This is a genomic window from Actinophytocola xinjiangensis, assembly GCF_001921215.1.
GTDB lineage: Bacteria > Actinomycetota > Actinomycetes > Mycobacteriales > Pseudonocardiaceae > Actinophytocola > Actinophytocola xinjiangensis.
This window is the reverse complement of the sequence record NZ_MSIF01000005.1, coordinates 172,834-197,427: the sequence shown is the minus strand read 5'-3', so window position 1 is coordinate 197,427 and position 24,594 is coordinate 172,834. Positions and strand designations below refer to the sequence as shown.

The 24,594-nt window shown below is 69.2% G+C and carries 29 protein-coding genes and 4 tRNA genes; 21 read left to right on the top strand and 12 right to left on the bottom strand.

From position 1 onward, the window contains the following. The 3 genes from BLA60_RS13525 to BLA60_RS13515 all read right to left on the bottom strand — a co-directional run bounded on the left by BLA60_RS13525 (window position 1) and on the right by BLA60_RS13515 (window position 3,593). Window positions 1-1,053 (bottom strand): 2-oxoacid:ferredoxin oxidoreductase subunit beta, encoded by a 1,053-nt coding sequence (locus BLA60_RS13525; RefSeq protein WP_075133192.1) that lies wholly within the window; start codon window positions 1,051-1,053, stop codon window positions 1-3. Then, entirely contained in the window at window positions 1,050-2,960 is a 1,911-nt protein-coding gene (locus tag BLA60_RS13520) for a 2-oxoacid:acceptor oxidoreductase subunit alpha (protein WP_075133191.1), read from the bottom strand. The genes BLA60_RS13525 and BLA60_RS13520 overlap by 4 nt, the downstream gene beginning before the upstream one ends. A gap of 183 nt (window positions 2,961-3,143) precedes the next feature. Further along, a complete protein-coding gene (locus BLA60_RS13515) occupies window positions 3,144-3,593 on the bottom strand; it encodes an Lrp/AsnC family transcriptional regulator (RefSeq protein ID WP_075133190.1) in 450 nt (149 codons plus the stop codon). Window positions 3,594-3,667: 74 nt separating this feature from the next. On the opposite strand from BLA60_RS13515, the gene ddaH reads away from it, so the two are divergent. The 3 genes from ddaH to BLA60_RS13500 all read left to right on the top strand — a co-directional run bounded on the left by ddaH (window position 3,668) and on the right by BLA60_RS13500 (window position 6,143). Next, window positions 3,668-4,501 (top strand): dimethylargininase, encoded by an 834-nt coding sequence (gene ddaH / locus BLA60_RS13510; RefSeq protein ID WP_075133189.1) that lies wholly within the window; start codon window positions 3,668-3,670, stop codon window positions 4,499-4,501. Between the two features lie 94 nt (window positions 4,502-4,595). After that, window positions 4,596-5,168, top strand: a complete 573-nt coding sequence (locus BLA60_RS13505) for a hypothetical protein (RefSeq protein ID WP_154814326.1) — start codon at window positions 4,596-4,598, stop codon at window positions 5,166-5,168. A 72-nt stretch (window positions 5,169-5,240) separates the two neighbouring features. Further along, on the top strand, window positions 5,241-6,143 hold the full coding sequence (locus tag BLA60_RS13500) for a DMT family transporter (RefSeq protein WP_075133187.1): 903 nt from the start codon (window positions 5,241-5,243) through the stop codon (window positions 6,141-6,143). Here the strand turns inward: BLA60_RS13500 and BLA60_RS13495 are convergent. Next, window positions 6,123-6,446, bottom strand: a complete 324-nt coding sequence (locus tag BLA60_RS13495; RefSeq protein ID WP_075133186.1) for a VOC family protein — start codon at window positions 6,444-6,446, stop codon at window positions 6,123-6,125. The genes BLA60_RS13500 and BLA60_RS13495 overlap by 21 nt on opposite strands. 39 nt (window positions 6,447-6,485) lie before the next feature. Between BLA60_RS13495 and BLA60_RS13490 the strand changes: the two genes are divergently transcribed. Beyond that, window positions 6,486-7,247: a siderophore-interacting protein gene (locus tag BLA60_RS13490; RefSeq protein ID WP_075133185.1), complete on the top strand. Its 762-nt coding sequence runs from the start codon at window positions 6,486-6,488 to the stop codon at window positions 7,245-7,247. Window positions 7,248-7,339: 92 nt separating this feature from the next. Beyond that, entirely contained in the window at window positions 7,340-8,203 is an 864-nt protein-coding gene (gene htpX, locus BLA60_RS13485) for a zinc metalloprotease HtpX (protein ID WP_075133184.1), read from the top strand. Window positions 8,204-8,605: 402 nt separating this feature from the next. On the opposite strand, the gene rfbA is transcribed toward htpX, so the two are convergent. Then, window positions 8,606-9,487 carry a glucose-1-phosphate thymidylyltransferase RfbA gene (gene rfbA, locus BLA60_RS13480; RefSeq protein ID WP_075133183.1) on the bottom strand — a complete coding sequence of 294 codons (882 nt, stop codon included), beginning with the start codon at window positions 9,485-9,487 and terminating at the stop codon, window positions 8,606-8,608. A gap of 69 nt (window positions 9,488-9,556) precedes the next feature. After that, window positions 9,557-10,048, bottom strand: coding sequence for a YajQ family cyclic di-GMP-binding protein (locus tag BLA60_RS13475; RefSeq protein ID WP_075133182.1), 492 nt, complete (start codon window positions 10,046-10,048; stop codon window positions 9,557-9,559). Window positions 10,049-10,192: 144 nt separating this feature from the next. On the opposite strand from BLA60_RS13475, the gene BLA60_RS13470 reads away from it, so the two are divergent. Beyond that, window positions 10,193-10,273: transfer RNA gene (locus tag BLA60_RS13470), tRNA-Tyr, on the top strand. Window positions 10,274-10,393: 120 nt separating this feature from the next. On the opposite strand, the gene BLA60_RS13465 is transcribed toward BLA60_RS13470, so the two are convergent. Continuing rightward, a complete protein-coding gene (locus BLA60_RS13465; RefSeq protein ID WP_075133181.1) occupies window positions 10,394-10,600 on the bottom strand; it encodes a hypothetical protein in 207 nt (68 codons plus the stop codon). Between the two features lie 121 nt (window positions 10,601-10,721). Between BLA60_RS13465 and BLA60_RS13460 the strand changes: the two genes are divergently transcribed. Beyond that, window positions 10,722-11,216, top strand: coding sequence for an NUDIX domain-containing protein (locus tag BLA60_RS13460; protein WP_245811965.1), 495 nt, complete (start codon window positions 10,722-10,724; stop codon window positions 11,214-11,216). Next, complete coding sequence (locus BLA60_RS13455; RefSeq protein WP_075133180.1) at window positions 11,216-11,455, top strand: helix-turn-helix domain-containing protein; 240 nt, start codon at window positions 11,216-11,218, stop codon at window positions 11,453-11,455. Before BLA60_RS13460 ends, BLA60_RS13455 begins: the two co-directional genes overlap by 1 nt. A 190-nt stretch (window positions 11,456-11,645) precedes the next feature. Here the strand turns inward: BLA60_RS13455 and BLA60_RS43165 are convergent, their stop codons facing one another. Next, on the bottom strand, window positions 11,646-11,933 hold the full coding sequence (locus tag BLA60_RS43165) for an SCO4225 family membrane protein (RefSeq protein ID WP_154814325.1): 288 nt from the start codon (window positions 11,931-11,933) through the stop codon (window positions 11,646-11,648). 471 nt (window positions 11,934-12,404) lie between these two features. After that, complete coding sequence (locus BLA60_RS13450) at window positions 12,405-12,752, bottom strand: hypothetical protein (RefSeq protein WP_154814324.1); 348 nt, start codon at window positions 12,750-12,752, stop codon at window positions 12,405-12,407. Here BLA60_RS13450 and BLA60_RS13445 point away from each other — a divergent pair. The 8 genes from BLA60_RS13445 (at window position 12,751) to BLA60_RS13410 (ending at window position 18,567) form a co-directional block, all read left to right on the top strand. After that, the gene (locus tag BLA60_RS13445) at window positions 12,751-13,380 is read left to right on the top strand and encodes a hypothetical protein (RefSeq protein WP_075133178.1); all 630 of its coding nucleotides are present in this window, start codon (window positions 12,751-12,753) and stop codon (window positions 13,378-13,380) included. The two genes, BLA60_RS13450 and BLA60_RS13445, sit on opposite strands and share 2 nt — an antisense overlap. Before the next feature lie 79 nt (window positions 13,381-13,459). Next, window positions 13,460-14,431 (top strand): winged helix DNA-binding domain-containing protein, encoded by a 972-nt coding sequence (locus BLA60_RS13440; RefSeq protein WP_162292956.1) that lies wholly within the window; start codon window positions 13,460-13,462, stop codon window positions 14,429-14,431. A gap of 149 nt (window positions 14,432-14,580) precedes the next feature. Continuing rightward, window positions 14,581-17,229, top strand: coding sequence for a putative bifunctional diguanylate cyclase/phosphodiesterase (locus BLA60_RS13435; RefSeq protein ID WP_075133176.1), 2,649 nt, complete (start codon window positions 14,581-14,583; stop codon window positions 17,227-17,229). Between the two features lie 73 nt (window positions 17,230-17,302). Further along, a tRNA-Thr gene (locus tag BLA60_RS13430) sits at window positions 17,303-17,375 on the top strand. A gap of 61 nt (window positions 17,376-17,436) precedes the next feature. After that, a tRNA-Met gene (locus BLA60_RS13425) sits at window positions 17,437-17,509 on the top strand. A 26-nt stretch (window positions 17,510-17,535) separates the two neighbouring features. Next, complete coding sequence (gene rpmG / locus BLA60_RS13420) at window positions 17,536-17,700, top strand: 50S ribosomal protein L33 (RefSeq protein ID WP_075133175.1); 165 nt, start codon at window positions 17,536-17,538, stop codon at window positions 17,698-17,700. A 4-nt stretch (window positions 17,701-17,704) separates the two neighbouring features. Next, window positions 17,705-18,148 carry a MaoC family dehydratase N-terminal domain-containing protein gene (locus BLA60_RS13415; protein WP_075133383.1) on the top strand — a complete coding sequence of 148 codons (444 nt, stop codon included), beginning with the start codon at window positions 17,705-17,707 and terminating at the stop codon, window positions 18,146-18,148. Further along, window positions 18,145-18,567 (top strand): MaoC family dehydratase, encoded by a 423-nt coding sequence (locus tag BLA60_RS13410; protein WP_075133174.1) that lies wholly within the window; start codon window positions 18,145-18,147, stop codon window positions 18,565-18,567. Before BLA60_RS13415 ends, BLA60_RS13410 begins: the two co-directional genes overlap by 4 nt. Window positions 18,568-18,570: 3 nt before the next feature. On the opposite strand, the gene BLA60_RS13405 is transcribed toward BLA60_RS13410, so the two are convergent. Continuing rightward, window positions 18,571-19,317: an IclR family transcriptional regulator gene (locus BLA60_RS13405; RefSeq protein WP_154814323.1), complete on the bottom strand. Its 747-nt coding sequence runs from the start codon at window positions 19,315-19,317 to the stop codon at window positions 18,571-18,573. Between the two features lie 199 nt (window positions 19,318-19,516). Further along, window positions 19,517-20,734 carry a pyridoxal phosphate-dependent aminotransferase gene (locus BLA60_RS13400; RefSeq protein WP_075133172.1) on the bottom strand — a complete coding sequence of 406 codons (1,218 nt, stop codon included), beginning with the start codon at window positions 20,732-20,734 and terminating at the stop codon, window positions 19,517-19,519. A 185-nt stretch (window positions 20,735-20,919) separates the two neighbouring features. Between BLA60_RS13400 and BLA60_RS13395 the strand changes: the two genes are divergently transcribed. The 5 genes from BLA60_RS13395 (at window position 20,920) to rplA (ending at window position 23,743) form a co-directional block, all read left to right on the top strand. After that, window positions 20,920-20,992, top strand: a tRNA-Trp gene (locus BLA60_RS13395). A 42-nt stretch (window positions 20,993-21,034) separates the two neighbouring features. Further along, a complete protein-coding gene (gene secE / locus BLA60_RS13390) occupies window positions 21,035-21,484 on the top strand; it encodes a preprotein translocase subunit SecE (RefSeq protein ID WP_075133171.1) in 450 nt (149 codons plus the stop codon). A gap of 44 nt (window positions 21,485-21,528) precedes the next feature. Continuing rightward, window positions 21,529-22,398, top strand: coding sequence for a transcription termination/antitermination protein NusG (gene nusG, locus BLA60_RS13385; protein ID WP_075133170.1), 870 nt, complete (start codon window positions 21,529-21,531; stop codon window positions 22,396-22,398). Between the two features lie 48 nt (window positions 22,399-22,446). Continuing rightward, complete coding sequence (rplK, locus tag BLA60_RS13380; protein ID WP_075133169.1) at window positions 22,447-22,878, top strand: 50S ribosomal protein L11; 432 nt, start codon at window positions 22,447-22,449, stop codon at window positions 22,876-22,878. Window positions 22,879-23,023: 145 nt separating this feature from the next. Further along, window positions 23,024-23,743, top strand: a complete 720-nt coding sequence (gene rplA / locus BLA60_RS13375; protein WP_075133168.1) for a 50S ribosomal protein L1 — start codon at window positions 23,024-23,026, stop codon at window positions 23,741-23,743. A gap of 64 nt (window positions 23,744-23,807) precedes the next feature. Here rplA and BLA60_RS13370 read toward each other — a convergent pair whose 3' ends face one another. Then, entirely contained in the window at window positions 23,808-24,590 is a 783-nt protein-coding gene (locus BLA60_RS13370; RefSeq protein ID WP_084734893.1) for a S1 family peptidase, read from the bottom strand. Window positions 24,591-24,594 lie beyond the last annotated feature (4 nt).

Below are 24,594 nucleotides of genomic sequence, written 5' to 3'. Positions count from 1 at the left end.
CTAACCGACCGTCCAGGTGTCGCTCCCGTTGAGCAGCGCCTGGAGGTTCGGTGTCTTCGCCGCCACCGCCGTGTCCACCTGCTGTCGTGCTTGGTCGTCGTAGGTGGGGCGGGTGGTGTCGCGGTAGATGCCGGTGACGACGTGGTCGAGGTTCTGGGTGGAGAGTCGGGTGAGGGCGAAGGCGTAGGACGGGTCGTCGATGGTGGCGTCGTGGACGACGACGTCTTCCGGGCTGACCTGGTCGGCCTTGGCGATGTCGAGCCCGTGGGCGGTGCGGATGACGGCCTGGTCGCCGAACACGATGGGTTTCCCGTGTTCGAGGGGGATGAGTCGCTGTTCGGCCTGGCCTGGTTCCTTGAGGACGTCGAAGGCGCCGTCGTTGAAGATGGGGCAGTTCTGGTAGATCTCGACCAGTGCCGAGCCGCGGTGTTGGGCGGCGGCGGTGAGGATGCTGGTCAGCTGCGCGCGGTCGTTGTCCAGTGTCCGCGCGACGAAGGTGGCTTCGGCGCCGATCGCCAGTGACAGCGGGTTGAACGGGTGGTCCAGCGATCCGACGGGCGTGGACTTGGTGACCTTCCCGGGTTCGCTGGTGGGCGAGTACTGGCCTTTGGTCAGGCCGTAGATCCGGTTGTTGAACAGCAGGATCTTGAGGTTCACGTTTCGGCGCAGGGCGTGGATGAGGTGGTTCCCGCCGATGGACAGGGCGTCCCCGTCACCGGTGACGACCCAGACGGACAGGTCGGGTCGGGTGACCGCCAGGCCGGTGGCGATGGCCGGGGCGCGGCCGTGGATGGAGTGCATGCCGTAGGTGTTCATGTAGTACGGGAACCGCGACGAACACCCGATCCCCGAGATGAACACGATGTTCTCGCGTCGCAGTCCCAGCGACGGCAGGAACGACTGCATGGCGTTGAGCACCACGTAGTCACCACAGCCAGGGCACCACCGGACTTCTTGGTCCGACTTGAAGTCCTTGGCCTTCTGCGGGCCCTCAGCGCCCGGGACACCGTCCAGGCCACCCAACGACGGCAGCCCAAGGTCCACGGCGGTCATGCCGGGACTCCTTCCAGTTCGTTCAGGTGTGTGGTGAGGACGTGCTGGAGCTCCTCGGCCTTGAACGGGAGACCGGCGACCTTGTTGTAGGACACCGCGTCCACCAGGAACCGGCCGCGCAGCAACAGCGCCAGCTGCCCCAGGTTCATCTCCGGGATGACGACCCGGTCGTAGGACCGCAGCACGTCACCCAGGTTGGCCGGGAACGGGTTGAGGTGGCGCAGGTGCGCCTGGGCGACCTTGTGCCCCTGCGCCCGGACCCGACGGCACGCGGCGCCGATCGGCCCGAACGTCGAACCCCACCCCAGCACCAGCAGCCGCGCGTCGCCCGACGGGTCGTCGACGACCATGTCGTCGACCGTGATCCCGTCGACCTTGGCCTGGCGGATGCGGGTCATCCGGTCGTGGTTGTCGGGGTCGTAGGAGATGTTGCCCTTGCCGTCGGCCTTCTCCAGCCCGCCGATCCGGTGTTGCAGCCCGGCGGTGCCCGGGATGGCCCACTGCCGGGCCAGCGTCTCGGTGTCCCGCACATAGGGCCAGTGCTCGTCGGACCCGTCGAGCGCGTTGGGTTCGGTGGCGAAGGTGACCCGCAGGTCGGGCAGGTCGTCGGCGTTGGGGATCAGCCACGGTTCGGAGCCGTTGGCGATCGCGCCGTCGGACAGCAGCAGCACCGGCGTGCGGTAGGTCAGCGCGATCCTGGTCGCCTCCAGCACCGCGGCGAAGCAGTCGCCGGGGGACTGGGGGGCGATGATCGGCACCGGCGACTCGCCGTTGCGCCCGTACATGGCCTGCAGCAGGTCGGCCTGCTCGGTCTTGGTCGGCAGCCCGGTCGACGGACCGCCGCGCTGCACGTCGATCACCAGCAGCGGCAGCTCCGACATGACCGCGAGCCCGATCGTCTCGGACTTGAGCGCGATGCCCGGCCCGGACGTCGTGGTCACGCCGAGTGACCCGCCGTAGGCGGCGCCGAGGGCGGCGCCGACGCCGGCGATCTCGTCCTCGGCCTGCATGGTCGTGATGTTGAAGTTCTTGTGCCGGGACAGCTCGTGCAGGATGTCCGAGGCCGGGGTGATCGGGTAGCTGCCCAGCAGGATCGGCAGCCCGGAGCACTGGCCGGCGGCGACGATCCCGTAGGCCAGCGCGGCGTTGCCGGTGATCTGCCGGTAGTTGCCGGGCGGGAACGCGGCCGGCGGCACCTCGTAGGTCGTGGCGAACGCCTCGGTGGTCTCGCCGTAGTTCCAGCCGGCGCGGAAGGCCAGCACGTTCGCCTCGGCGATGTCGGGTTTGCGGGCGAACTTCTCCCGCAGGAACCGCTCGGTGCCCTCGGTCGGCCGGTGGTACATCCACGACAGCAGACCGAGCGCGAACATGTTCTTGCAGCGCTCGGCGTCCTTCTTCGACAGCCCGGTCTCCTTGAGCGCGCCCTGGGTGAGGGTGGCCATCTGGACGTCGAAGACCTGGAAGCTGGCGAGCGAGTCGTCCTCCAGCGGGTTGACCTCGTACCCGACCTTGGTGAGGTTCCGCTTGGAGAACTCGTCGGTGTTGACGATGACCGTGCCGCCGACGGGCAGGTCGGCGATGTTGGCCTTGAGCGCCGCCGGGTTCATCGCGACCAGCACGTCCGGCCGGTCACCCGGCGTGAGGATGTCGTAGTCCGCGAAGTGCAGCTGGAAGCTGGAGACACCCGGCAGGGTGCCCGCTGGCGCGCGGATCTCGGCCGGGAAGTTCGGCAACGTCGCCAGGTCGTTCCCGAACGCCGCCGCCTCCGAGGTGAACCGGTCACCGGTCAACTGCATACCGTCACCGGAGTCCCCGGCGAACCTGATCACGACCCGGTCGAGCTTCGTGACCTGGGTCGGCCTGGAACTCCCCGGTTGGCCGTTGCCCCCGTTCACGCTGGTGTCCATGGTGTGGTGATCCCTCTCTCGCACGGCTACGTGCCCCCCAATCGAGCCTAGCTGTGCCGCTGGTGGAGTTTCCCTGGTCTACAGCGTATTCGCGTCCCACATCACAGTCAGATCTCCCAGAGTCTGAGAGGGGAGGGATGGGGTGGCGCGCACCACGGCTTCGCCGACGCAACAGATCGTAGGTCAGGCGACCTCGGGGGCCGGCGGCCGGTCGAGCAGCCGCGAAAGCACCACGGTCGACACCGTCCGGTCGATCATGTCGACGGCCCGCAGCCGCTCCAACGCGTCCTCCAGGTGGTGGATGCTGGCGGCCCGCAGATGCACGATCGCGTCGGCCGCCCCTGTGACGCTGTAGGCCGCCACGACCTCGGGTAACGGGATCAGCCGCGCCCGGATCCGGTCGGGGGTGACATTGCCCATACAGTGCACCTCGACGAACGCCTCCGTGCCCCAGCCGAGGGCCTCCGGATCGACCACCGCGGTGAACCCGCGCAGGACGCCGGTGTCCAGCAGCCGGTCGACCCGCCGCTTGACCGCCGGGGCGGACAAACCGACCGCCTTCCCGATCTCGGAGTACGAAGAACGTGCGTCGGCGACGAGTCGCGAAATGATTCGCTGATCCAAGGTGTCCATACGCAACATAATGCCGCCGTTGAGGTGCCTGTACGACATTGATCGCTGGTCCCATCGAGATTTACCGTTGAATCATGACGGAAGCCCGCGTGTCAACCAGGCGCCACTACCTGATGTGCGAGCCGAGGTACTTCGCTGTCGAGTACGCCATCAACCCGTGGATGGACCCGACCCAGCCGGTGAACGCCGAGGTCGCGGTCAAGGAGTGGACCGAACTGGCCGACACCTACCGCCGGTGGGGCCACCGGGTGGACTTCGTCGAGCCGGTGCCCGGCCTGCCGGACATGGTGTTCGCCGCCAACTCGGGCACCGTCGTCGGCGGCCGCGTCCTGGGCGCCCGCTTCCGGGCGCCGCAACGGGCACCCGAGGCCGACCACTACCGCCGCTGGTTCGTCGACCACGGCTTCCGCGACGTGTTCATGCCCACCCGAACCAACGAGGCCGAGGGCGATTTCACCTGGACGGGTGAGGTCCTGCTGGCCGGCACCGGTTTCCGCACCGACCCGGCCGCGCACGCCGAGGCCCAGGAGATCCTGGGCGTCCCGGTGGTCTCGTTGCAGCTGGTCGACCCCCGCTACTACCACCTCGACACGGCCCTGTGCGTCCTGTCACCGGGCCACGTCGCCTACTACCCGGAGGCGTTCAGCCCCGGCTCCCAGCAGGTCCTGCGCCACCTGTTCCCCGACGCGATCATCGCCACCCAGGCCGACGCCGAGTGCTTCGCCCTCAACGCCGTGTCCGACGGCCGCAACGTCGTGCTGCCGCTGGAAGCCACCCACCTGGCCGACCGCCTCATCGCCGACGGCTACGAGCCGACATTCCTGGACATCGCCGAGCTGCGCAAGGCCGGCGGCGGCCCGAAGTGCTGCACGCTCGAGATCAGGAACCAGGTCGACAACTCCGTGTGACCGGCGACGACGTCCCGCTGAGACCGTGCCGACGGGTCGCTTCACCTCCCGCAGCCGGTTCGCCTCAGCCGGACAGGCGGGTAACCTGCGGCGCGTGACCCGGGGGCAGCCCGCCGAGCGCGACGAGATCGTCTTCCTGTCGCGGCTGCTGCCCACCGCGCACGTCGGTGATCCGGTGGACTACTGGGACCACGCGGAGCAGGGCCTGGCGATCGAGATCCTGTCCAGCGTCCTGTCCGACCGACACGTTCCCGTGGCGGGAAAGGACCGGGACCGCCTCATGGCCCTCGCGAGAGCCTGGGGTGTGGTCGACCGGGTCCGCGGGGACCTGCGTTGGTGCCCCGACCCCGACCTGGAGGACCAGCCGTGGCGAGTGATCGAGGGCACCGACTTCAGCCGCGTCGTGGAACGTGAACTGGCGGCCGAGATCAGCTCTGGCCATCCGCTTCACGGGAAGGACCTCACCGCCTGGCTCGCCTGCGAAGCCTGCGACGACGTCCTGGTCCGAGTGGACGACCAGGCCGCGCAAGCAGGGAAGGCCCCGTACCTGTGTGCTGTCACGCACCCGACGTGGAGCGAGGTACCCGAGACGCCACCCTGGCCGCGCGCCACACTGTTGACCACCTCTGGGGCGGCCCTGGACCTGTTACTGCGCTGCTGGGCCTGACCGTGGCAGACCAGGCCACGAATCGCAGGAGACTGCCGCGGGAAGGGGCGACTCGGGTGGTCGCGGTGCAGCATGGCGATCGTCGAGCGGGCGACCGTGCGGAGCGGGATTGAGGTGAGGTCGGCAGGCGGGGTGCTGGTTGCCGGGCTGGCGTTGATCTGGGGATCCAACTTTCTGTGGATCAAAGTGGCGTTGGGGGCGTTCAGCCCGGTTCAGCTGACCGTGGCGCGGATGGTGCTCGGCGCGCTGGTGCTGCTGGTCGTGGTGGCGGTGCGGCGGGAGCGGTTGCCGCGCGGGGTGGGGGTCTGGGGGCACCTGGTGGTCGCGGCGCTGGTGGCCAACGCCGTGCCGTACCTGCTGTTCGCCGTGGGGGAGACGCGGGTGGACTCGGGGGTGGCGGGGGCGCTGAACGCGACCACCCCGTTGTGGACGCTGCTGTTCGGCCGGGTGCGCCTCGCGGGTCGGCGGGTCGCCGGTCTGGTGTTGGGGTTCGGCGGCGCCCTGGCGATCTTCGCGCCGTGGTCGGCCGGGGCGATCGACACGCTCGGGGCCCTGTACTGCCTGCTCGCCGCGGTCAGCTACGGCCTGAGCTACCAGTACCTGAGCCGGTTCCTCGCGCCTCGGGACCTCAGCCCCACGGTGCTGTCGGCGGGCCAGCTCGTGGCGGCCAGTGGGCTCACGGCGCTGGCGTTGCCGCTGGACACGGCCGGGGTGCCGGGCTGGGCGCCGGGGCCGTGGGCGGCGCTGGCGGTGCTCGGCGTGGTCGGGACCGGGCTGGCGTTCGTGGTCAACTACGCGCTGATCAGGTCCGAGGGCGCGGTGGGGGCGTCGGTCGTCACCTATCTGGTGCCGGTGGCGTCGGTGGGGCTGGGGTTCGTGGTGTTGGGGGAGACGCTGCCGGCGTGGACGGTCGCCGGGGTCGCGGGCGTGTTGGCGGGGGTGTGGCTGTCGCGGTCACGTCGCCTGGGCGAGTGAGAGGCTGTTGCCGTCCGGGTCGAGGATGTCGACGTGGCGCACACCGTTGCCGTAGGTCTCGACCGGGTCGTGGGTGATGCCGGCGGCGGCCAGGCGCCCCAGGATGTCGTCGAGGTCGGTGACCCCGAGGGTGAGGGTCGCGCGCCCGGTGCGGCGGTCGTCGATGACGACGTAGGCGTTCTCGCCGACGTGCCACAGGTGTTCCTCGCCGATGACCTCGTCGGCGGGCCGGCCGAAGAACACGCCGTACCAGTCGAGGGCCCGCTGGCGGTCGCTCACCGTGATGACGGTGTACAGGTCCACAGGAATCACCTCCCGGTCGTCGGTGGGAAGATAGCGGCGATGAGTACCAACGCAGTGCGCAGGCGATCCCGCCGCCAGGAGACCGGGCTCTGGCGCGTGCCGGTCCTGCGCGTCGACCAGGTCACGCCCCGGCTCACCCGGGTCACCGTCGGCGGCGACACGCTCGCCGGGTTCGACTACGCCGGCACCGACCAGAACGTGATGCTCTACTTCTACCCCGAGGGCGTCACCCTGCCAGACACGCTGGCCGACGCACGCGCCCGCTGGTCCACGGTGAGGCCGCTGACCAGGACGTACACCGTCCGCCGGTACGACGCCGACACCCACGAGCTCGACGTCGACTTCGTCCTGCACGACGCGCCCGGCCCGGCGTCGGACTGGGCCAAACACGCCGCGCCCGGCGACGAGCTGATCCTCGTGGGCCCGTCCCCCGCCTACCAGCCGGACCCGACCGCCGACTGGTACCTGCTCGCCGGCGACGAGACCGCGCTGCCCGCCATCGCCGCGATCCTCGACGCCCTCCCCGGCGACGCCGTCACCAGGGTGTTCGTCGAGGTCGACGACGCCACCGAGGAACAGCCGCTGCCGGTCCCGGTCACCTGGGTCCACCGCGCCCAGGGCGTCACCCTGGCCGCCGCCGTGGCCGCCGCCGACCTGCCCGACGGCCGAGTCGACGCCTGGCTGGCCGGCGAACGCACCGCGATGGTCACCCTCCGTGCCCACCTGCTCGACGACCGAGGCCTCGACCGCCGCCAGGTCCGCCCCACCACGTACTGGCGACGCGGCGAAACCGGCATCTGACCTGCGCATTCAGCCCAAAGTGGAACTCCGGACGGCCCAAGGACGTTGTAGGCCAAGGGAGTTGTTCGCTGGAGCTGACGGAGGGCACCAGGGTGCACAAGCACTACAACGGGCTGAAGACGGCCTTACTGCTGGGCGGGATGAGTGCGCTGATCATCCTGATCAGCTCCCTGTTCGGTCGCACCGCACTGTTCGTCGGCCTCGGCCTGGCGCTGCTGATGAACGGCTACGCCTACTTCAACTCCGACAAACTCGCCCTGCGGGCGATGCACGCGCGCCCGGTGTCGCAGGCCGAGCAGCCGGAGATGTACCGGATCGTGCGTGAGCTGGCCACCTCGGCCCGCCAGCCCATGCCCAGGCTGTACGTCAGTCCGACCCAGGCCCCGAACGCGTTCGCCACCGGCCGCAACCCGCGCAACGCCGCGGTCTGCTGCACGACAGGCATCCTGGAACTCCTGGACCACCGGGAACTGCGGGCCGTGCTGGGCCACGAGCTGTCCCACGTCTACAACCGCGACATCCTGATCTCGTGCGTCGCCGGCGCGCTGGCCAGCGTCATCAGCGTCCTGGCCAACATGGCCATGTTCGCCGGCATGTTCGGCGGCTCCGGCGAGAACCGCCCCAACCCCCTGGCGATGTTGCTGCTGGCGCTGCTCGGCCCGATCGCCGCCGGCGTGGTCCAGATGGCCGTCAGCCGCTCCCGCGAGTACCAGGCCGACCAGTCCGGCGCCGAACTCACCGGCGACCCCATCGGTTTGGCCTCGGCCCTACGCAAACTCGAGTACGGCACGGCCCGAGCCCCACTGGCCCCCGAACCGAAGGTCGTCTCCCAGTCCCACCTGATGATCGCCAACCCGTTCCGCCCCGGCGAGCGCGTGGCCAGAATGTTCTCGACCCACCCGCCCATGGCCGACCGCATCCGCCGCCTGGAGGAAATGGCCCGCCGAGGCTTCTGACCACGCCGTCGCCCCGGCTCCCGCCCCCGCCCACCGGGACGTCCTCACACCGACGACTCCGGCCTCCCCCAGCGCCCCAGCGGATCTCGGCCGGCGCCGGCAGCAGATGCACCGGCCCGACACCGAACCTCACGCCCACGGGATGCCAACCCCGGGATGTCACCCCCGGGACGCCAGGCTGGAATGTCACCCCCGGGAGGCCAACCCCGGGACGCCAGGCTGGGATGTCACCCCCGGGAGGCCAACCGGAATGCCAGGCTGGGATGTCAGGCCTGGGACGCCAGGCCCGGCAGTTCCACGGTTTCGCCTGGTCAGGCCCCGGGGGATCCCCCCGTTTTCCAGTCTACCGAGCACCACCGACAGTTCTGGGCGACGAGCGGGGTGGCTGTGGACAACCGGGCGTTACCCGGTGGCCCCAGCGGCCTTGGCTATGGCCATCACGTAGTCCCCGTACCCGGACTTCGCCAGTTTGCGGCCCAGGGCGAAGCACTGGTCCGCGTCGATGAACCCACGGTCGAGCGCGATTTCTTCGAGGCAGGCGATCCGGACCCCGGTCCGGTGTTCGAGAACTTGGACGAACTGTCCGGCTTCGAGCAGCGAGTCGTGTGTTCCGGTGTCCAGCCAGGCGAATCCGCGCCCGAGGTCGAGGAGCCGGGCGCGTCCTTGCCGCAGGTAGTGCAGGTTGACGTCGGTGATCTCCAGTTCACCCCGAGGTGACGGCTTGAGCTCCTTGGCGATCTTGACGACGTTGTTGTCGTAGAAGTAGAGCCCGGTGATGGCCCGGTTGGAGCGTGGTTTGACCGGTTTTTCCTCGATGGACACGAGTCGTCCGGTGGCGTCGACCTCGCCGACGCCGTAGCGCTGGGGGTCCTTGACGGGGTAGCCGAACAGCACGGCCCCGTCGATGCCGTGCACGTATTCCTGCATGACCGCGCCGAAGTCGGCGCCGAAGAAGATGTTGTCGCCGAGTACGAGCGCGACGTCGTCGTCCCCGACGAAGCTTTCGCCGATGATGAAGGCTTCGGCGAGCCCGTTGGGTTGTGGCTGTTCGGCGTAGGAGAGTTCGACGCCGAACTGGTTGCCGCTGCCCAGCAGGCGCTGGAAGTTGGGCAGGTCGTTGGGCGTGGAGATGATGAGGATCTCCCGGATGCCGGCCAGCATGAGCACCGACATCGGGTAGTAGATCATCGGCTTGTCGTAGACGGGCAGCAGCTGCTTGGACACGGCCTGGGTGATCGGGTGCAGCCGGGTGCCGCTCCCGCCCGCGAGGATGATCCCTTTCATCAGCCTTCCAACCCGGCGCAGGACGCCGTTACTAGACGGTTACGACCCGCACACGCTAACCGCACGCGCTCAACGATAGTTCGTGAACTGCAGAGCGATCCCGAAGTCGGACCCCTTGAGCAGGGCGATCACGTCCTGCAGGTGGTCCTTCTTCTTGCCGGAGACGCGCAGCTGGTCCCCTTGGATCTGCGCCTGGACGCCCTTGGGTGCCTCGTCCCGGATCTTCTTCGCGATCTCCTTGGCCTTCTCCGAGGAGATCCCCTGGACGATCGTCCCGGTGACCTTGTAGACCTTGCCGGAGGCGGCCGGGTCGCCCACGTCGAACGCCTTGAGCGAGATCTGCCGCTTGACCAGCTTGTCCTTGAAGACGTCGATGGCCGCCCGGCACCGCTCCTCGGTCTCGGCCTCGACCGTCACGGCTTCCTCGCCGGCCCACTTGACCGACGCGTTGGTCCCCCGGAAGTCGAACCGCGTGGACAGCTCCTTGGCCGCCTGGTTGAGCGCGTTGTCGACCTCCTGCCGGTCAACCTTGCTCACCACGTCGAACGACGGATCCGCCACCTGACTCGCACCTCCACGTCGAAGCCCATGCCTCCCCGCCGGGATGCTACCTCCGCCCCGCCACCGCCAGAGGAGTACCGGTTGGCCAACGCCCAGAAGCGTTGGGTATGGTTTCGCCTCGACCGGCCACGGCAGGTCACTCCCGGCGGGTTGCCCGAGCGGTCAAAGGGAGCAGACTGTAAATCTGTCGCGAAAGCTACGAAGGTTCGAACCCTTCACCCGCCACACCAGCGCCAACGGCCCGGTGACCAGCAAGAACAGGTCACCGGGCCGTTCGCTTGCGTCCAGCTGCGTCCGACCATGACCGGCGTTCTACGGCTGGTTGTGCCTAATACGTGCCCAAGTTCAGCTGGTCATGGCCTGGTCGGCCTTGGCGGAATTATTGACAAACGACGATGTTCGGCCGACGTGCATGCACAACGCCTTCGAGACCAGTTCCCCGAGGGAGATGTAGGCGTGCTGGTGACGGTCCCACGTTCGACGCCAGCGCAGGAGCGTCGATGTCTGGCCAATCATGACCACAGCATCGACCACGCCGACCAGGGAAAACACCGCCTGATACCAGTCAGTCGAGTGGCATCGGAGGCCGTTCCCTGCCCGAGAAGCACAGATGCGCCAGCGTCGACGCTAGGTAGCCTCAATGGGACGTTTCGACAGCAGAGGAGCGCTGTACGTGGCCGAGTTGGAGCTACTGCCGCACGACGAGTACGTGCGCCAGTTGCCGCAGAAGCGCATGTCCGCCGGTGTGGTGATCCGCGATGCCTCCGGGCGGGTGTTGCTGGTGGAGCCGTCGTACAAGGCCGGGTGGGAGATCCCCGGCGGTGTGGTCGAGGACGACGAGGCGCCGTGGGTGACCGCTGTCCGTGAGACCCGGGAGGAGATCGGGCTCGTCCGGGACGTCGGTCGGCTGCTGGTCGTCGACCACGTGCCGGCCGAGAGCGACAGCCTGCCCGAGCGGATGGCGTTCCTGTTCGACGCCGGCACCATCGACCCCGCCGACGTCGGCCGGCTCACCTTCGGGGCCGAGATCGTGTCAGCCGCACTGTGCGAGCCCTCGGAGGTGCGGGCGAAGGTCGCGCCCGTGCTCGCCGACCGGCTCACCGCCGCCCTCCACGCTCTGGCCGCAGGCGGAACCGCGTTGTGCGTTCGCGGGAAACCCACCGGCTGATGTCCGACACGTGGTCGCTGCCCGACAACCTCGCCAGGTTTCGCAAGGCGCGGAATTTGTCACAGGAGCAGTTGTCCGCCGCCGGGGTCGCCGTCGACACGGTCGCCCGCATCGAGCGCGCCGAACGACAGACCACGAGGCCTGCCACGGTGCGCAAATTGGCCGCCGCCCTGCACATCAGCCCTTCAGCACTGAACGAATGTACCGTAGTTTCCGTGGAAGGACTATGTCAAAAATAAGAACTGTTCTGATCGGAGAATGGCCAGGGAAACTCAACCGGTCGGTTCGTTGATTTGGCGAAGGAGTGCGCTTCGGTTGGGTGAACGCTGACGACTTCGAGAGTTGCGAACCACATTCATCCTGCTAGGAAATATCGCGACAGGACTGTTCGTGTGTCAAGAGAGTATCTGGATTCGCGAGTTGAAAGGCTTAGCGCCTTTTGTCGAGCCACAGGCGCAATGCGTACAGTAGGGCAGCCTGCGCGACGCCCGCGATCAACAACAGGGCGTAGGCGGACGGTCCTGTGTCGCCGAGGTCAATCTCCATCAGAAGAAGTGATGTTGGCAAGGTCGCTACGATCAGCCAAATTCCACCAAGGTTGGCGCCGATCACAGGACCGCGAAGCAAAAGGAAGGTAGTCGCGGCCACGACGAATACCAGCAACAGATATGTGACCGCAATCCACCGGAATCGCCAGGGGGCTCTCTCCGGTGTCATGTGGGACAGTTTGACCCAACGTTGTGCGTGAATGCAAGGGCTGGCGACGTTTCGTTGCGTTCGCGAGCGTGGAAACTGGTGTCAGCGCTGTGCGGTTGTTGGCGGCGGTTGTCGATGGCAGAGGTATCCTCTTGGATTGTTGGACCGGTTGGATTGAAACGCGTGGCACGCAACTGTTCCGGATCTTCAGGATAAAACCGTCATTCTGGAGGTCGCTGAAACCGGCTTCGCCGTAGTCGCGTGTGGCGCCAGTTCGTCGAGGAAGTGCCTGTCCGAGGGTAATCATTCGCGATCCGGCAGGACGTGTGCTGCTCGTCGAGTCGCCGTGGCGACCGCTGTTCATGAAATGGGGAGGAGATCGGTCTGGTTCGGGGCTTGTTCGATCGCATCGGGGGGTGCGATGGCTGTCGGCGAGACGGTGAGGTGTGTGCGCGGGTCCCTGTCGGGTGGGTGTGGGTTGGGGTCCACCGGTCAAGTGAGCGACTGGACGACAAAGATCGCCCCGGTAAGGGTCGCGCTGGACAGTGCGAGCAGCCAGTTTCGTCGGGCGTTGCCGCGGAAACTTAACAAGGCGCAGACGAAACCCGCGAAACCCATTGCCAGGCAGGCGATTCCGAGGGCGGTTCGGTGGAGGCCCTCGGCCAGTACCGCGACCGTGCCGAGGAGTGAACCGGCCAGGCCGATTCCGGCGATCAAGTCCCGGACGGTGTCGGTCAGGGCTTTTCTGATCTTGCGGGATTTCTCCCCCATAGCGGGGAGGAATGCTACCGGAATGCGGCTACGCTGAGCAGTCGGCTTGGCTTTGGGATCGGGCGGCATGATCGACGTTCTGGCGGTACTCGTGGACGCCCTGCGGCGTCTTGTCCCGGTGGCGGAGCGGCCGGCGCGGTTGGGGTACGACCTGGTCGTCGCCTACGCGACGGTCAACCGGTGTCTGATGGTCGCGGGCGATGTCGTAGGGAAGGTCGAGAGCATCGCGGGGCGGGCGCGCGACCCTGTGTGGGTCGCCGGGAAGGGGCCGGGCGGTGAACTCAGCGACCTGGAGTACCTGCTCAAGGCTCAGTTGCGGGACCTCAACCAGGTCGAGACGATGCTCGGCGGGCGATATCGGGACGCGCTGACCGACGGCGACCTGGTCGGGCTGTGGCAGCGGCTGGGCAATCGGGAGACCATCCTCGGCGTGCTGCTGGCGCGTCTGCGCCACAACCAGCTTCCGCTGGAGGGGCTGCCGTTGTTGGCGGGAGCGAGGGCTGGGCCGATGGTGGTCGACCTCGGCCGGAGTCGGGCGGCGATCGTGGCGGGGATGACGGCCTACCTCGCGTTGTGGCGGCCCCGCGAGCGGGTCGGGGAGGTCACGGCGCGGGTGGGGGAGTTGCGCGACGCCCTGCTGTGCGGGTTCGCGTTGGGGGACGTGTTGCCGGGGGTTGGGGACGGGCGGTTTCGTTAGGGTCGCGGGCATGGTGGGAGACGATCAGGTGCGGTGGGCGCGGGTCGTCAGGCAAGGGCTTGCTTCACCCGGTGGGTCGGTGGTGGATGCCGTTGCGCGGGTGGTGGGGGTGCAGGCGCAGGATCTGCGGGCCAGTCGGCTCGCGGTGCGGGTGCGGACCGTCGGGTTGACCTCGGCCGACGTCGACGTGGCTGTTCGGGAACGGGCCGTGGTGCGGACGTGGGCCATGCGCGGCACGTTGCACATGGTCGACGCGGCCGACTACTTCTGGGTCAACGACGCCCTGGGGGCGTACTTCGCGCAGCGGGGGGCCGGGCGGCGGCGGCAGTTGGGGCTGGACGACGCGCTGCTGGAGCGAGCAGCCGGGCGGCTGGAGGTCGAACTGCGGAAGCCGTTGACCCGGCCCGAACTCGTCGAGCGGCTCGAACTGCCGATCGACCCGACCGGGCAGGCGCCGGCGCATCTGTTGGCCTGGGCGGCCAACGTCGGGCTGGTGTGTCGGGGGCCGGAGGGGCCGGGGGACGAGCCGACCTACGTGTTGGTGCGGGAGTGGTTGGGGCCTCGGCCCGACGTCCGCGACTCGCTCGTCACCCTCGCGCGGCGCTATCTCGCGGCGTACGGGCCGGCGACGGCCGAGGATCTCGCGGCGTGGTCGGGGCTTCCGGTGACCCGTGTGCGGCCGGGGTTGGACGCCGTGGGGGTGCGCACCGCCGACGGGGTCTACGCCACGGGCGACGATCGAACCCCGCTGGACGACGGGTCGAGCCGGGTGCGACTGTTGGGGCACTTCGACGCCTACCTGCTCGGATATCGGGGGCGGGACCTCGCCGTGCCGGCCGAACTGCGCCGGCGGGTGCAGACCGGCGGTGGATTCGTCATGCCGACCGTCCTGGTCGACGGGCAGGTCGTGGGCACCTGGCGGCCGGTCTCCACGAAGAACGGGCTGCTCATCGACGTCACCGGGGAAACGCCCGGCGGGATCGGTAACGAGGTGGCCGACATCGGACGATTCCTCGGCGTACACACTGCCCTGACCACCACGGCTGGGTGACAGTCCGGTTACCGAATCCTCTTAGCACAGTCGGAATCTTCGCCCAGACGGGGTACAGTTACGCGACCGTGACGTAGCTCGTTCGAGCATCTCGTCACTGTGCGGCGGTTATCTGACCTGGTTGTCACCCGGACGGCCGAGGAGAGTGCATGCCCGACACGGCACACGAGCGCGCCACCGAGTTCCCCACCGACCCGACGACCGACCGCCGGTTCGGGGTGTTCTCCGTGCTCGTCCTGATCGCGGGGGTCATCGCCGCCGCGTTGGTCTCCTGGTGGCTCCCGCTCGAACCATCGGCCGACCTCATCGGGATCGGCCTGCTGCTCGTCCTCGCCTTCCTGGTGGTCGAGCAGGTCTCGGTCAACATCGACGTCCGGGGCGGTGTCTCCTGGACGATCTCGTTCACCGAGATCCCCCTGGCCATCGGGCTGTTCGTCGCCCCCTTCCAGGTCGTGCTCGCCGCGCACCTGATCGCCGGGGTCGGCACGCTGCTCGCCCGGCGCGTCCAGGACCGCGTCCTCTACAACACCGGCGCCGAGATCCTCGAGATCACCACCGCCTTCACCGTCTTCACCGTCGTCGGCGACCTGCTGCGCGGCGCCGGGCCCGAGTGGCTGGCCGCGCTCACCGGAGCCGTCAGCGCACCGATCTCCAGCACGCTGCTCGCCCTCGTCGCCGTGCACATCCTCGGCCGGCGGATGCGGGTCGCCGCGGCCACCAAACTCGTCTCGCGCACGCTCGTCCTCGGGCTGGTCAACGCGTCGGTCGGCGTCGTCGGCTACGAGGTCGCCACCAACGCCCACGACGGGTGGCTGCTGGTGGCCGCCATGCTCGTCGGCGTGTGGGCCCTCTACTTCGCCTACGCCGGGCTGCTGCGCGAACAACGCGACCTCGAGGCCCTCTCCGAGGTCAGCCTCATCGTCGCCCGCTCGGGCCGGCGCGCGGCCGCCCGCCCGGCCCTGGGGCAGGACACCGCCGCCGCCGTGCGTTCCGACGACTGGCTAGGCGTCGCCCACCGGATCAAGGACCAGCTCGGCGCGGCGCGGGTCGTGCTGCGGCTGCGGTTCGACCCGCAGTCGCCGATGCACACCGTCGTCGCCGGGGACGCGTTACCCGACGACATGGTCGACCTGGAGGCCACCGGCAGCCGCTCCGACGGGCTGCTGCGGCTGCCCGGCTCCCACGTGCGGCACTTCCGCCGGCCCGACGCCCTGCCCGAGATCCGCGAGTCGCTCGTCCGCCGAGGCGCCCAGGAAGCGCTGGTCGTGCCGCTGCGCAGCGCCAGCCACCTGCTCGGCGTCGTCGAGGCGCACGACAAGCTCTCCCGCTGGCGCGGCTTCGGCCAGGCCGACCTGCGGATGATCGGCACCACCGCCAGCCACCTGGCCACCGCGCTGGACAACCGGCGCCTGCTCGCCACCCTGCGCCACGACGCCTACCACGATCCGCTGACCGGCCTGCACAACCGGCCCGGCTTCCGCCAGGTCGCCTCCGAACTGCTCGGCAGCTCGCCCGACTCCGTCATGCTGCGCGTCGACCTGGAGGTCCAGCCGGCGATCAGCGACGCCCTGGGCTACGCCTGGAGCGACCGGATCACCATCGCCGCCGGGCGCCGGCTGCGTGACGTCCTCGGCCCGGACGTCCCGCTGGCCAGGCTCGAAGGCGGCGCGTTCGCCGCGCTGCTCGTCGACGCCGACTTCGACCTGGCGCGCGAGGTCGCCGAGAAACTGCTGGCCAGCCTCGCCGCGCCCTACCCGGTCGACCGGCTGACCGTCGAGGCCGGCGTGGTCGTCGGCTTCTCCTCCTCCACGATGTCCGAGGGCGTGCTGTTCACCGACGCCGCCGGTGTGCCGCGCGAGGGCGGCGGCTCCGTGCCCGACGTCGACGAACTGCTCAAACGCGCCGACGTCGCGCTGCGGGCCGCGCGCAGCAGCGGGGAGAAGTACAAGGCCTACGTGCCGAGCATGGGCCAGATGTTCCTGCGCCGCTTCCAGCTCGTCACCCAGTTCCGTCAGGCGCTGGAGTCCGACCAGGTCAGCGTGCACTACCAGCCGAAGGTCGCGCTGCCGAGCCGCGCGGTGCTCGGCGTGGAGGCGCTGGTGCGCTGGGTGCACCCCGAGTTCGGCCGGCTCGACCCCGACGAGTTCGTGCCGGCCGTCGAGGCCGCCGGCCTGGTCGACGCGCTCACCGACTTCGTGCTGGACAAGGCGCTGGTCAAGATCCGGGCGTGGCTCGACCGCGGCCTGCGGATCGGCGTCGCGGTCAACCTGTCGGTGCGCAGCCTCGCCAACCAGGACTTCCCCGACCAGGTCGCCGCCGCGCTGGAACGCCACGGGGTGCCGCCGGAGCTGCTGACGCTGGAGCTGACCGAGTCCGGGGTGATGGCCGACCCGGCCAGGGCGCTGCCGGTGCTGCGCGGGCTGCACACCCTGGGCGTCGTGCTGGCCGTCGACGACTTCGGCACCGGCTACTCCTCGCTGGCCTACCTGCGGCAGTTGCCGGTCGACGAGGTGAAGATCGACAAGAGCTTCGTGTTCGGCATGGGCAGCGACCTCGGTGACCTGGCGGTCGTGCGCTCGATCGTCGAGCTGGGGCACTCGCTGGGCCTGGTCGTGGTGGCCGAGGGCGTCGAGGAGGACGCCGCCCGTGACCAGCTGGCGGCCATGGGCTGCGACGTCGCCCAGGGCTACCTGATCTCCCGGCCGCTGTCCGAGGAGCGGCTGGAGGCGTGGTTGCAGGCCCGCACGACCAAGGTCCGCGGCCTGCGCGACGAGACGGTCCTGACCCTGCTGTCGTAAAGGGGGATCCCCGTTTCAACCCCGCCTGTGGCCGGTGTACAGTCGTCACGGCTCAAGCAAGAAGGCCGAGCACGCCCCAATAGCTCAGTCGGCAGAGCGTCTCCATGGTAAGGAGAAGGTCTACGGTTCGATTCCGTATTGGGGCTCGCAGTTGTCCTGGGGAGCAGATCGTCCAGGTCCCAGGGTTTGCGCCGGGTTCCGGTGTAGGGCGGTGTAGCTCAGTCGGTAGAGCAAGCGGCTCATAATCGCTGTGTCGCCGGTTCAAGTCCGGCCACCGCTACGCGTTGAGGAGAGAGAGGCAAGGCCGTGGCTGGCAGCGACGTGCGACCGAAGATCACGATGGCGTGCGAGGAGTGCAAGCACCGCAACTACATCACCAAGAAGAACCGGCGCAACGACCCGGACCGCTTGGAGATGAAGAAGTTCTGCCCGAACTGCGGTACGCACCGGATGCACAAGGAAACCCGCTAGGGTGCTGGACCCGTCCCACGCCGGGCACGCTTATCCGCGCTCGGAGATCTACGAGGTGGGCAGGGCCAAGATCCAGGAGTTCGCGGACGCCATCGGCGACCCGAACCCGGCCTACCGTGACGTCGAGGCCGCCAAGGCACTCGGTCATCCCGATGTGATCGCCCCGCCGACGTTTCCCACGATCCTGTTCGGCCGGTACTCGATGCACTCACTGGTCGAGGACGAACGCCTCGGGCTCGACTACGACCGGATGGTCCACGGCGACATGTCGTTCCGCTACGAACGTCCCGTGCGTGCCGGTGACCGGTTGACCGTCGTCACCCGCATCGACCGGATCATGGCGCGCGCCGGCAACGACTTCCTCGACCTGTCCGTCGAGGTCGACACCGCCGACGGCGAACGGGTCGTGGTCGCCGGGGCGCAGCTGGTCGTGCGGGGCGAGCCGTGATCGGCCCGGACGTCACCGCCGGCACCGAGCTGCCGCCGACGTCGATCCGGATCACCCGCGCGGACCTCGTCCGCTACGCGGGCGCCTCGCTGGACTTCAACCCGATCCACTGGAACGAGCGGGTGGCCGCCGACGTCGGGCTGCCCGGCGTCGTGGCGCACGGCATGCTGACCATGGCCGTCGCCGGCCGGGTCGTCACCGACTGGCTCGGCGACCCCGGCGCGCTGGTCGAGTACGGCGCCCGTTTCGTCCGCCCGGTCGTGGTGCCCAACGACGAGGACGGCGCCCTGGTCGAGCTGACCGGCAAGGTCCGGGACGTCCGCGAGGACGGCACCGCGCGGGTCGACATCACCGCGAAGTTCGACGGTCGGGCCGTGCTCGGCAAGGCCGTGGCCATCGTCCGGGTCCCGGCCTCCTAGACCTCAGATCGCGACCGCCAGGTCCTGCGCCGCGCGCTGCGTGTGCCAGACGACCTCCGGCGGAACCTCGTCCGCGCGGGTCGATGACACCACCGCCCACGGGTCGTCCGGGCGGTTGACCAGTGCGCCGACGCAGGACACGCCATCGCGGAACTGGCCGTGCTCCAGGATCGGGCCGCCGGCCGCCCCGGCCAGCTCCACCTCCAGCGCCTCGGTGTCGATCAGCGTGCGGGCGGTGAACCGGCGCATTCCCTGCGCGGACAGGTACGCGGCGCGGCGGGCGCGGGGCAGCGACGCCAGCAGGACCTTGCCGATGACCGTGGCGTGCGCGGCGACCTCCAGACCGGCCTCCAGGTCCTCCAGGTAGGGCGACTCCGGCCCCTCGACCACGTCGGTGACCACGATCCGGCCGGACACGAACCGGCCGAGGTAGGCCGTGCGGCGGGTGGTCGCGGACAGCTGCCGCAGGACCGCGTGCACCCCCGGGCGGCGCGCGAAGGAGGCCAGCAGGTCCTGGTAGAGCCGGGCGACCGACGAGCCGAGCACGTAGCGGCCGTCGGTGTCCCTGGCCAGGTAGCCCTCGTAGGTCAGCGTGCGGACCAGGTGGTAGGCCGTGGAGAGGTTCAGCTCACAGCGCCGCGCGATCGCCTTGACGGTCAGCGGGGCCCGGCTCGCCCCGACCTCCTCCAACACGCGCAGGGCCCTGGACACCGACCGGATGCGGTCCACGGGCTCGCGGTTGTCGCGCATGGTCACCGCCCCCACAGGTGAGCACCGACAGAGCCATTGTGCGTCACCTGACCAGCGCACACCACCGCACGCGTTGTCGCCATCTGAAAACTCGGGGCTTCCTCGACGGGGGCGCCGCTGTCAGCCTCAGGAGAGCCCGGCCGGGACCCCGCCGGTGACCGACCTGGACGGTGCCGTGTGCACCGTCCAGGTGGGCGGCCTACTTCGCCTCGCGCAGCAGCTCACCCATTCGGGTGACGCCGGTGACCAGGTCGTCGTCGCCGAGGGCGTAGGAGAGCCGGAAGTAACCGGGGGTGCCGAACGCCTCACCGGGGACGACGGCCACCTCGGCGTGCTCAAGGACCAGCGCCGCCAGCTCGACGCTGGTGTTGGCGCGGGTGCCCCGGATCTCCTTGCCGAGCAGGCCCTTGACCGACGGGTAGGCGTAGAACGCGCCCTGCGGGGTCGGCACCTCGACGCCGGGGATCTCGCCGAGCAGCGTGACGATCGTGCGCCGGCGGCGGTCGAAGGCCGCGCGCATCTCGTGCACGGCGTCCAGCGGCCCGGACACCGCGGCCAGCGCCGCCCGCTGCGACACGTTCGCCACGTTCGACGTCAGGTGGGACTGCAGGTTGGCGGCGGCCTTGGTCACGTCCGCCGGGCTGATCATCCAGCCGACCCGCCAGCCGGTCATGGCGTAGGTCTTGGCCACGCCGTTGACCACGATGCAGGTGTCGGCCAGCTCAGGGACCACGACCGGCATGGACTCCGCCGTCACGCCGTCGTAGGTCAGGTGCTCGTAGATCTCGTCGGCGATCACCCAGATGCCGTGCTCGGCGGCCCAGCGGCCGATGGCCTCGACCTGCTCGCGCGGGTAGACCGCGCCGGTCGGGTTGGACGGGCTGCAGTAGAGCAGCGCCTTGGTCCGGGGCGTGCGGGCCGCCTCCAGCTGCTCGACGGTGGCCAGGTAGCCGCTGGACTCGTCGGTCACCACCGGCACCGGGACACCGCCGGCGAGCGCGATCGACTCGGGGTAGGTGGTCCAGAACGGGGCGGGCAGGATGACCTCGTCGCCGGGGTCGAGGACGGTGGCGAAGGCCTGGTAGACGGCCTGCTTGCCACCGTTGGTGATCAGGACCTGGTTGGCGCCGACCTGGTAGCCGCTGTCCCGCGCGGTCTTGGCGGCGACGGCCTCACGCAGCTCGGGCAGGCCGGCGGCGGGCGTGTAGCGGTGGTTGCGCGGGTCCTTCGCGGCCTCGATGGCGGCCTCGACGATGGCCGGCGGCGTCGGGAAGTCCGGCTCGCCGGCGCCGAAGCCGATGACCGGCCGGCCGGCCGCCTTGAGGGCCTTGGCCTTGGCGTCCACGGCCAGGGTGGCGGACTCGGCGATGCCGCCGATCCGGGCGGAGATCCTGCTGACGGTGCTGTTTACGGCCATACCGGCATCGTCCCAGACCGGCCCTTCGGGGTGGCCGCTGCCCTGGTTGACGGGCGCGGTTGCGGAGCTCGCCAGGCGTTGTCGTACACTCTGGAACTTGGAAGTTGACGACCGAACCCCACGTTGCACAGTGGGGTAGGTTCAATGCGTCCGAACACCGCGGGAACGAGTGATCGGTTTCGCGAAGGGGTGTAGCTCAATTGGCAGAGCAGCGGTCTCCAAAACCGCAGGTTGCAGGTTCAAGTCCTGTCACCCCTGCGTCAGGCGCAAGGTGTGGATCCATCGAGCGGAGGAACTGGCGTGGTTGACGACCGGGACAAGGAGCGGGACAAGGGGCAGGAGCGCCCATCTCGTCCGGTCACCGCCGCGGCGCGACGTGAGCGCCGTGCTTCCGCACGCCCTGCCGCGCGGAAGGACGCGTCCGCCGACGACGCCAAGTCGGCCAAGGCGGACGACAAGGCCGGTGACAAGCGACCGCGCGCGAAGAGCAAGTCCGCGCAGAGCAAGACCGGTGAGCACAAGGGACGGCCCACTCCGACCAGGGACCGCAAGGAGAGCCCGGGCTTCTTCGCCCGGATCTTCCGGTTCCTGCGTGAGGTCGTCGCCGAGCTCCGCAAGGTCATCTGGCCGACCCGCAAGCAGATGATCACGTACACGGCTGTCGTGTTGGTTTTCGTGGCCTTCATGGTTGCCCTGATCGCGGGGCTGGACCTCGCGCTCGGCCAGGGCGTGTCCGCACTGTTCGGCTGAGCCGAACAGGACACGTGATCTATGAAAGGAAGCGAGACCCAACAGTGAGCTCCGAGAACGGCGCGACCGGCAGCCAGGAGCCGACCAGCTTCGACGAGGCCGAGGCGGCGTTGTCAGTCGAGGACACGATGGGGCAGGCCGAGCAGGCCGCCGAGACCAGTGTCGCGACGGACGAGGGCATCCAGGACGACACCGCCGACGACCTCGACTCCGACCTCGACTCCGACCTTGACTCCGCCGACACGGAGGACGAGGACGCGGACGAGGAAGAAGAGGACGGCGAGGCCGAGGTCGAGGAGGCCGCCGATCCCGCCGCCGAGATGCGTGACGCGCTGCGTCGCGCGCCCGGCGAGTGGTACGTCGTGCACTCGTACGCCGGTTACGAGAACAAGGTCAAGACCAACCTGGAGACCCGGATCCAGACCCTGGACATGGAGGACTACATCTTCCAGGTCGAGGTGCCGACCGAAGAGGTCACCGAGATCAAGAACGGGCAGCGCAAGCAGGTCCAGCGCAAGGTGCTGCCCGGGTACATCCTCGTCCGGATGGAGCTCAACGACCCGTCGTGGTCGGCGGTGCGCAACACCCCCGGGGTCACCGGTTTCGTCGGCGCGACGTCCAAGCCGTCGCCGCTGTCGATCGACGAGGTGCTGAAGTTCCTCCTTCCGCAGGTGGAGGAGGCCAAGCCGGCCACCGCGGGCAAGGGTGCGGCGGCGACGCCGGCCAAGGGCCCTGCCGTGGAGGTCGACTTCGAGGTCGGCGAGTCGGTCACCGTCATGGACGGCCCGTTCGCCACGCTGCCCGCGACGATCAGCGAGGTCAACGCGGACGGGCAGAAGCTGAAGGTCCTGGTGTCGATCTTCGGCCGGGAGACGCCGGTCGAGCTGTCGTTCAGCCAGGTCTCCAAGATCTGACCGCAGATCCGGACGCGGTAGCCGAGACAAGAAACAAGCAGGGAAGAAATGCCACCCAAGAAGAAGAAGCTGTCCGCGATCATCAAGTTGCAGATCACCGCGGGCCAGGCCAACCCGGCGCCCCCGGTGGGTCCCGCGCTCGGCCAGCACGGCGTCAACATCATGGAGTTCTGCAAGCAGTACAACGCAGCGACCGAGGCGCAGCGGGGCACCGTGGTGCCGGTCGAGATCTCCGTGTACGAGGACCGGTCGTTCGACTTCAAGCTCAAGACCCCGCCGGCGGCGAAGCTGCTGCTCAAGGCCGCGGGCGTCGACAAGGGCAGCGGCGAGCCGCACCGCCTCAAGGTCGCCAAGGTGACCTGGGACCAGGTGCGCGAGATCGCCGAGACGAAGAAGGCCGACCTCAACGCCAACGACATCGACCAGGCGGCCAAGATCATCGCTGGCACCGCCCGGTCCATGGGCATCACGGTCGAGTAAGCAACGACATCGACCAGGCGGCGCAGTGCCCATCAGGGCAATCGCTGGCACCGCCAGGTCCATGGGCATCACGGTCGAGTAATAACCAGATTTCGTGGGAGAGCCGAGCGCGGCTCGTGACCACTGACTTTCGTGAGGAAGATGTATGGCTAAGCGCAGTAAGGCCTACCGCCAGGCCGCCGAGATGATCGACCGGGAGCGGCTGTACTCGCCGCTGGAGGCCGCGAAGCTCGCCAAGGAGACCACCAAGGTGAAGCTGGACGCGACCGTCGAGGTCGCCATCCGGCTGGGCGTGGACCCCCGCAAGGCGGACCAGATGGTGCGCGGCACCGTCAACCTGCCGCACGGCACCGGCAAGACCGCCCGGGTCATCGTGTTCGCCACGGGTGACAAGGCCAACGAGGCCATCGCCGCCGGTGCGGACGAGGTCGGCGCCGAGGACCTGATCGAGCGCATCCAGGGTGGCTGGCTCGACTTCGACGCCGCGATCGCGACCCCCGACCAGATGGCGAAGGTCGGCCGCATCGCCCGCATCCTCGGCCCCCGTGGCCTGATGCCCAACCCGAAGACCGGCACGGTGACCCCGGACGTCACCAAGGCCGTCGCGGACATCAAGGGCGGCAAGATCAACTTCCGGGTGGACAAGCAGTCCAACCTGCACCTGGTCATCGGCAAGGCCTCGTTCGACGAGGACAAGCTGGTGGAGAACTACGCCGCCGCGCTCGACGAGGTCCTGCGGGCCAAGCCGTCGGCCGCCAAGGGCCGGTACCTGAAGAAGGTCACCTTCTCCACGACCATGGGCCCCGGCATCCCGGTCGACCCGGCGCGCACCCGCAACATGCTCGCCGACGAGCCGGCCGTCTGAGACACCGACACACGAGAACGGCGCCCCCGCGAGGGGGCGCCGTTCTTCGTTGTCCCACCAGTACTTACTCGGCCCCTCCGATCTCGGCGTTCACCGCCGCCAGCGCGGTGGTCACCGGCTGGAAGAACGTCACGCCACCGTTGGTGCAGTCGCCGCTGCCGCCCGAGGTCAGGCCAACGGCCGTGCCCTGCTCGGTGAACAGCGGCCCGCCGCTGTCGCCCGGCTCGGCGCACACCGTGGTCTGGATCAGCCCGGTGACCGTGCCCTCCGGGTAGTTCACCGTGGCCTCCAGGCCGGTGACCTCGCCGTCGAACAGACCGGTCGTGCTGCCCATGCGGAACACCGGCAGGCCGATCTCGGCCTCGGCCGGCCCCTCGATTTCGAACAGCTGGCCGTCGCCGACGTCGACCGCGCTCGGCGCGTCGGCGGCCGGGTCGTCGTAGGTGAGCAGCGCGAAGTCGCCCTCGCCGGGGAACACCGCCTCGGTGACGGTGGCGATCGGCTCGCCGCCGGCCTGTTCGGACCACTGCTCGGCGATCACGCCGCAGTGCCCGGCGGTCAGGAAGGCGGGGGCGCCGTCGGCGGTGACCACGTTGAAGCCCAGCGAGCAGCGGCCACCGCCGGCGAAGATCGCGTCGCCGCCCTCGGCGAACAGGCTGATCTCACCGGTGGTGCGCCGCAGCGTCGCCACGTCGGTGCCCACATCGTCGACCGTGGACTCCAGGCGGTCCCAGGTTCTGCCGGTGACGGTCTCGTCGGCCGTGACGACCATCGTGTCGGTGCGCGGGTCCATCGCCCAGGCCGTGCCGGGGATGTGCGCCTGCCGCAGCTGGGTGAGCCGGTCCATCGCG

Bases quoted from the DNA above. Each gene is read 5' to 3' on its own strand.
- BLA60_RS13455 (WP_075133180.1), top strand. From the start codon at position 11,216: ATGTCCGACACGTGGTCGCTGCCCGACAACCTCGCCAGGTTTCGCAAG.
- BLA60_RS13525 (WP_075133192.1), bottom strand. From the start codon at position 1,053: ATGACCGCCGTGGACCTTGGGCTGCCGTCGTTGGGTGGCCTGGACGGT.
- BLA60_RS13370 (WP_084734893.1), bottom strand. From the start codon at position 24,590: ATGGACCGGCTCACCCAGCTGCGGCAGGCGCACATCCCCGGCACGGCC.
- BLA60_RS13445 (WP_075133178.1), top strand. From the start codon at position 12,751: ATGATCGACGTTCTGGCGGTACTCGTGGACGCCCTGCGGCGTCTTGTC.
- BLA60_RS13515 (WP_075133190.1), bottom strand. From the start codon at position 3,593: ATGGACACCTTGGATCAGCGAATCATTTCGCGACTCGTCGCCGACGCA.
- rplK (WP_075133169.1), top strand. From the start codon at position 22,447: ATGCCACCCAAGAAGAAGAAGCTGTCCGCGATCATCAAGTTGCAGATC.
- BLA60_RS43165 (WP_154814325.1), bottom strand. From the start codon at position 11,933: ATGACACCGGAGAGAGCCCCCTGGCGATTCCGGTGGATTGCGGTCACA.
- BLA60_RS13405 (WP_154814323.1), bottom strand. From the start codon at position 19,317: ATGCGCGACAACCGCGAGCCCGTGGACCGCATCCGGTCGGTGTCCAGG.
- BLA60_RS13520 (WP_075133191.1), bottom strand. From the start codon at position 2,960: ATGGACACCAGCGTGAACGGGGGCAACGGCCAACCGGGGAGTTCCAGG.
- BLA60_RS13450 (WP_154814324.1), bottom strand. From the start codon at position 12,752: ATGCCGCCCGATCCCAAAGCCAAGCCGACTGCTCAGCGTAGCCGCATT.
- rplA (WP_075133168.1), top strand. From the start codon at position 23,024: ATGGCTAAGCGCAGTAAGGCCTACCGCCAGGCCGCCGAGATGATCGAC.
- rfbA (WP_075133183.1), bottom strand. From the start codon at position 9,487: ATGAAAGGGATCATCCTCGCGGGCGGGAGCGGCACCCGGCTGCACCCG.
- ddaH (WP_075133189.1), top strand. From the start codon at position 3,668: ATGACGGAAGCCCGCGTGTCAACCAGGCGCCACTACCTGATGTGCGAG.
- BLA60_RS13435 (WP_075133176.1), top strand. From the start codon at position 14,581: ATGCCCGACACGGCACACGAGCGCGCCACCGAGTTCCCCACCGACCCG.
- BLA60_RS13490 (WP_075133185.1), top strand. From the start codon at position 6,486: ATGAGTACCAACGCAGTGCGCAGGCGATCCCGCCGCCAGGAGACCGGG.
- BLA60_RS13400 (WP_075133172.1), bottom strand. From the start codon at position 20,734: ATGGCCGTAAACAGCACCGTCAGCAGGATCTCCGCCCGGATCGGCGGC.
- BLA60_RS13500 (WP_075133187.1), top strand. From the start codon at position 5,241: ATGGCGATCGTCGAGCGGGCGACCGTGCGGAGCGGGATTGAGGTGAGG.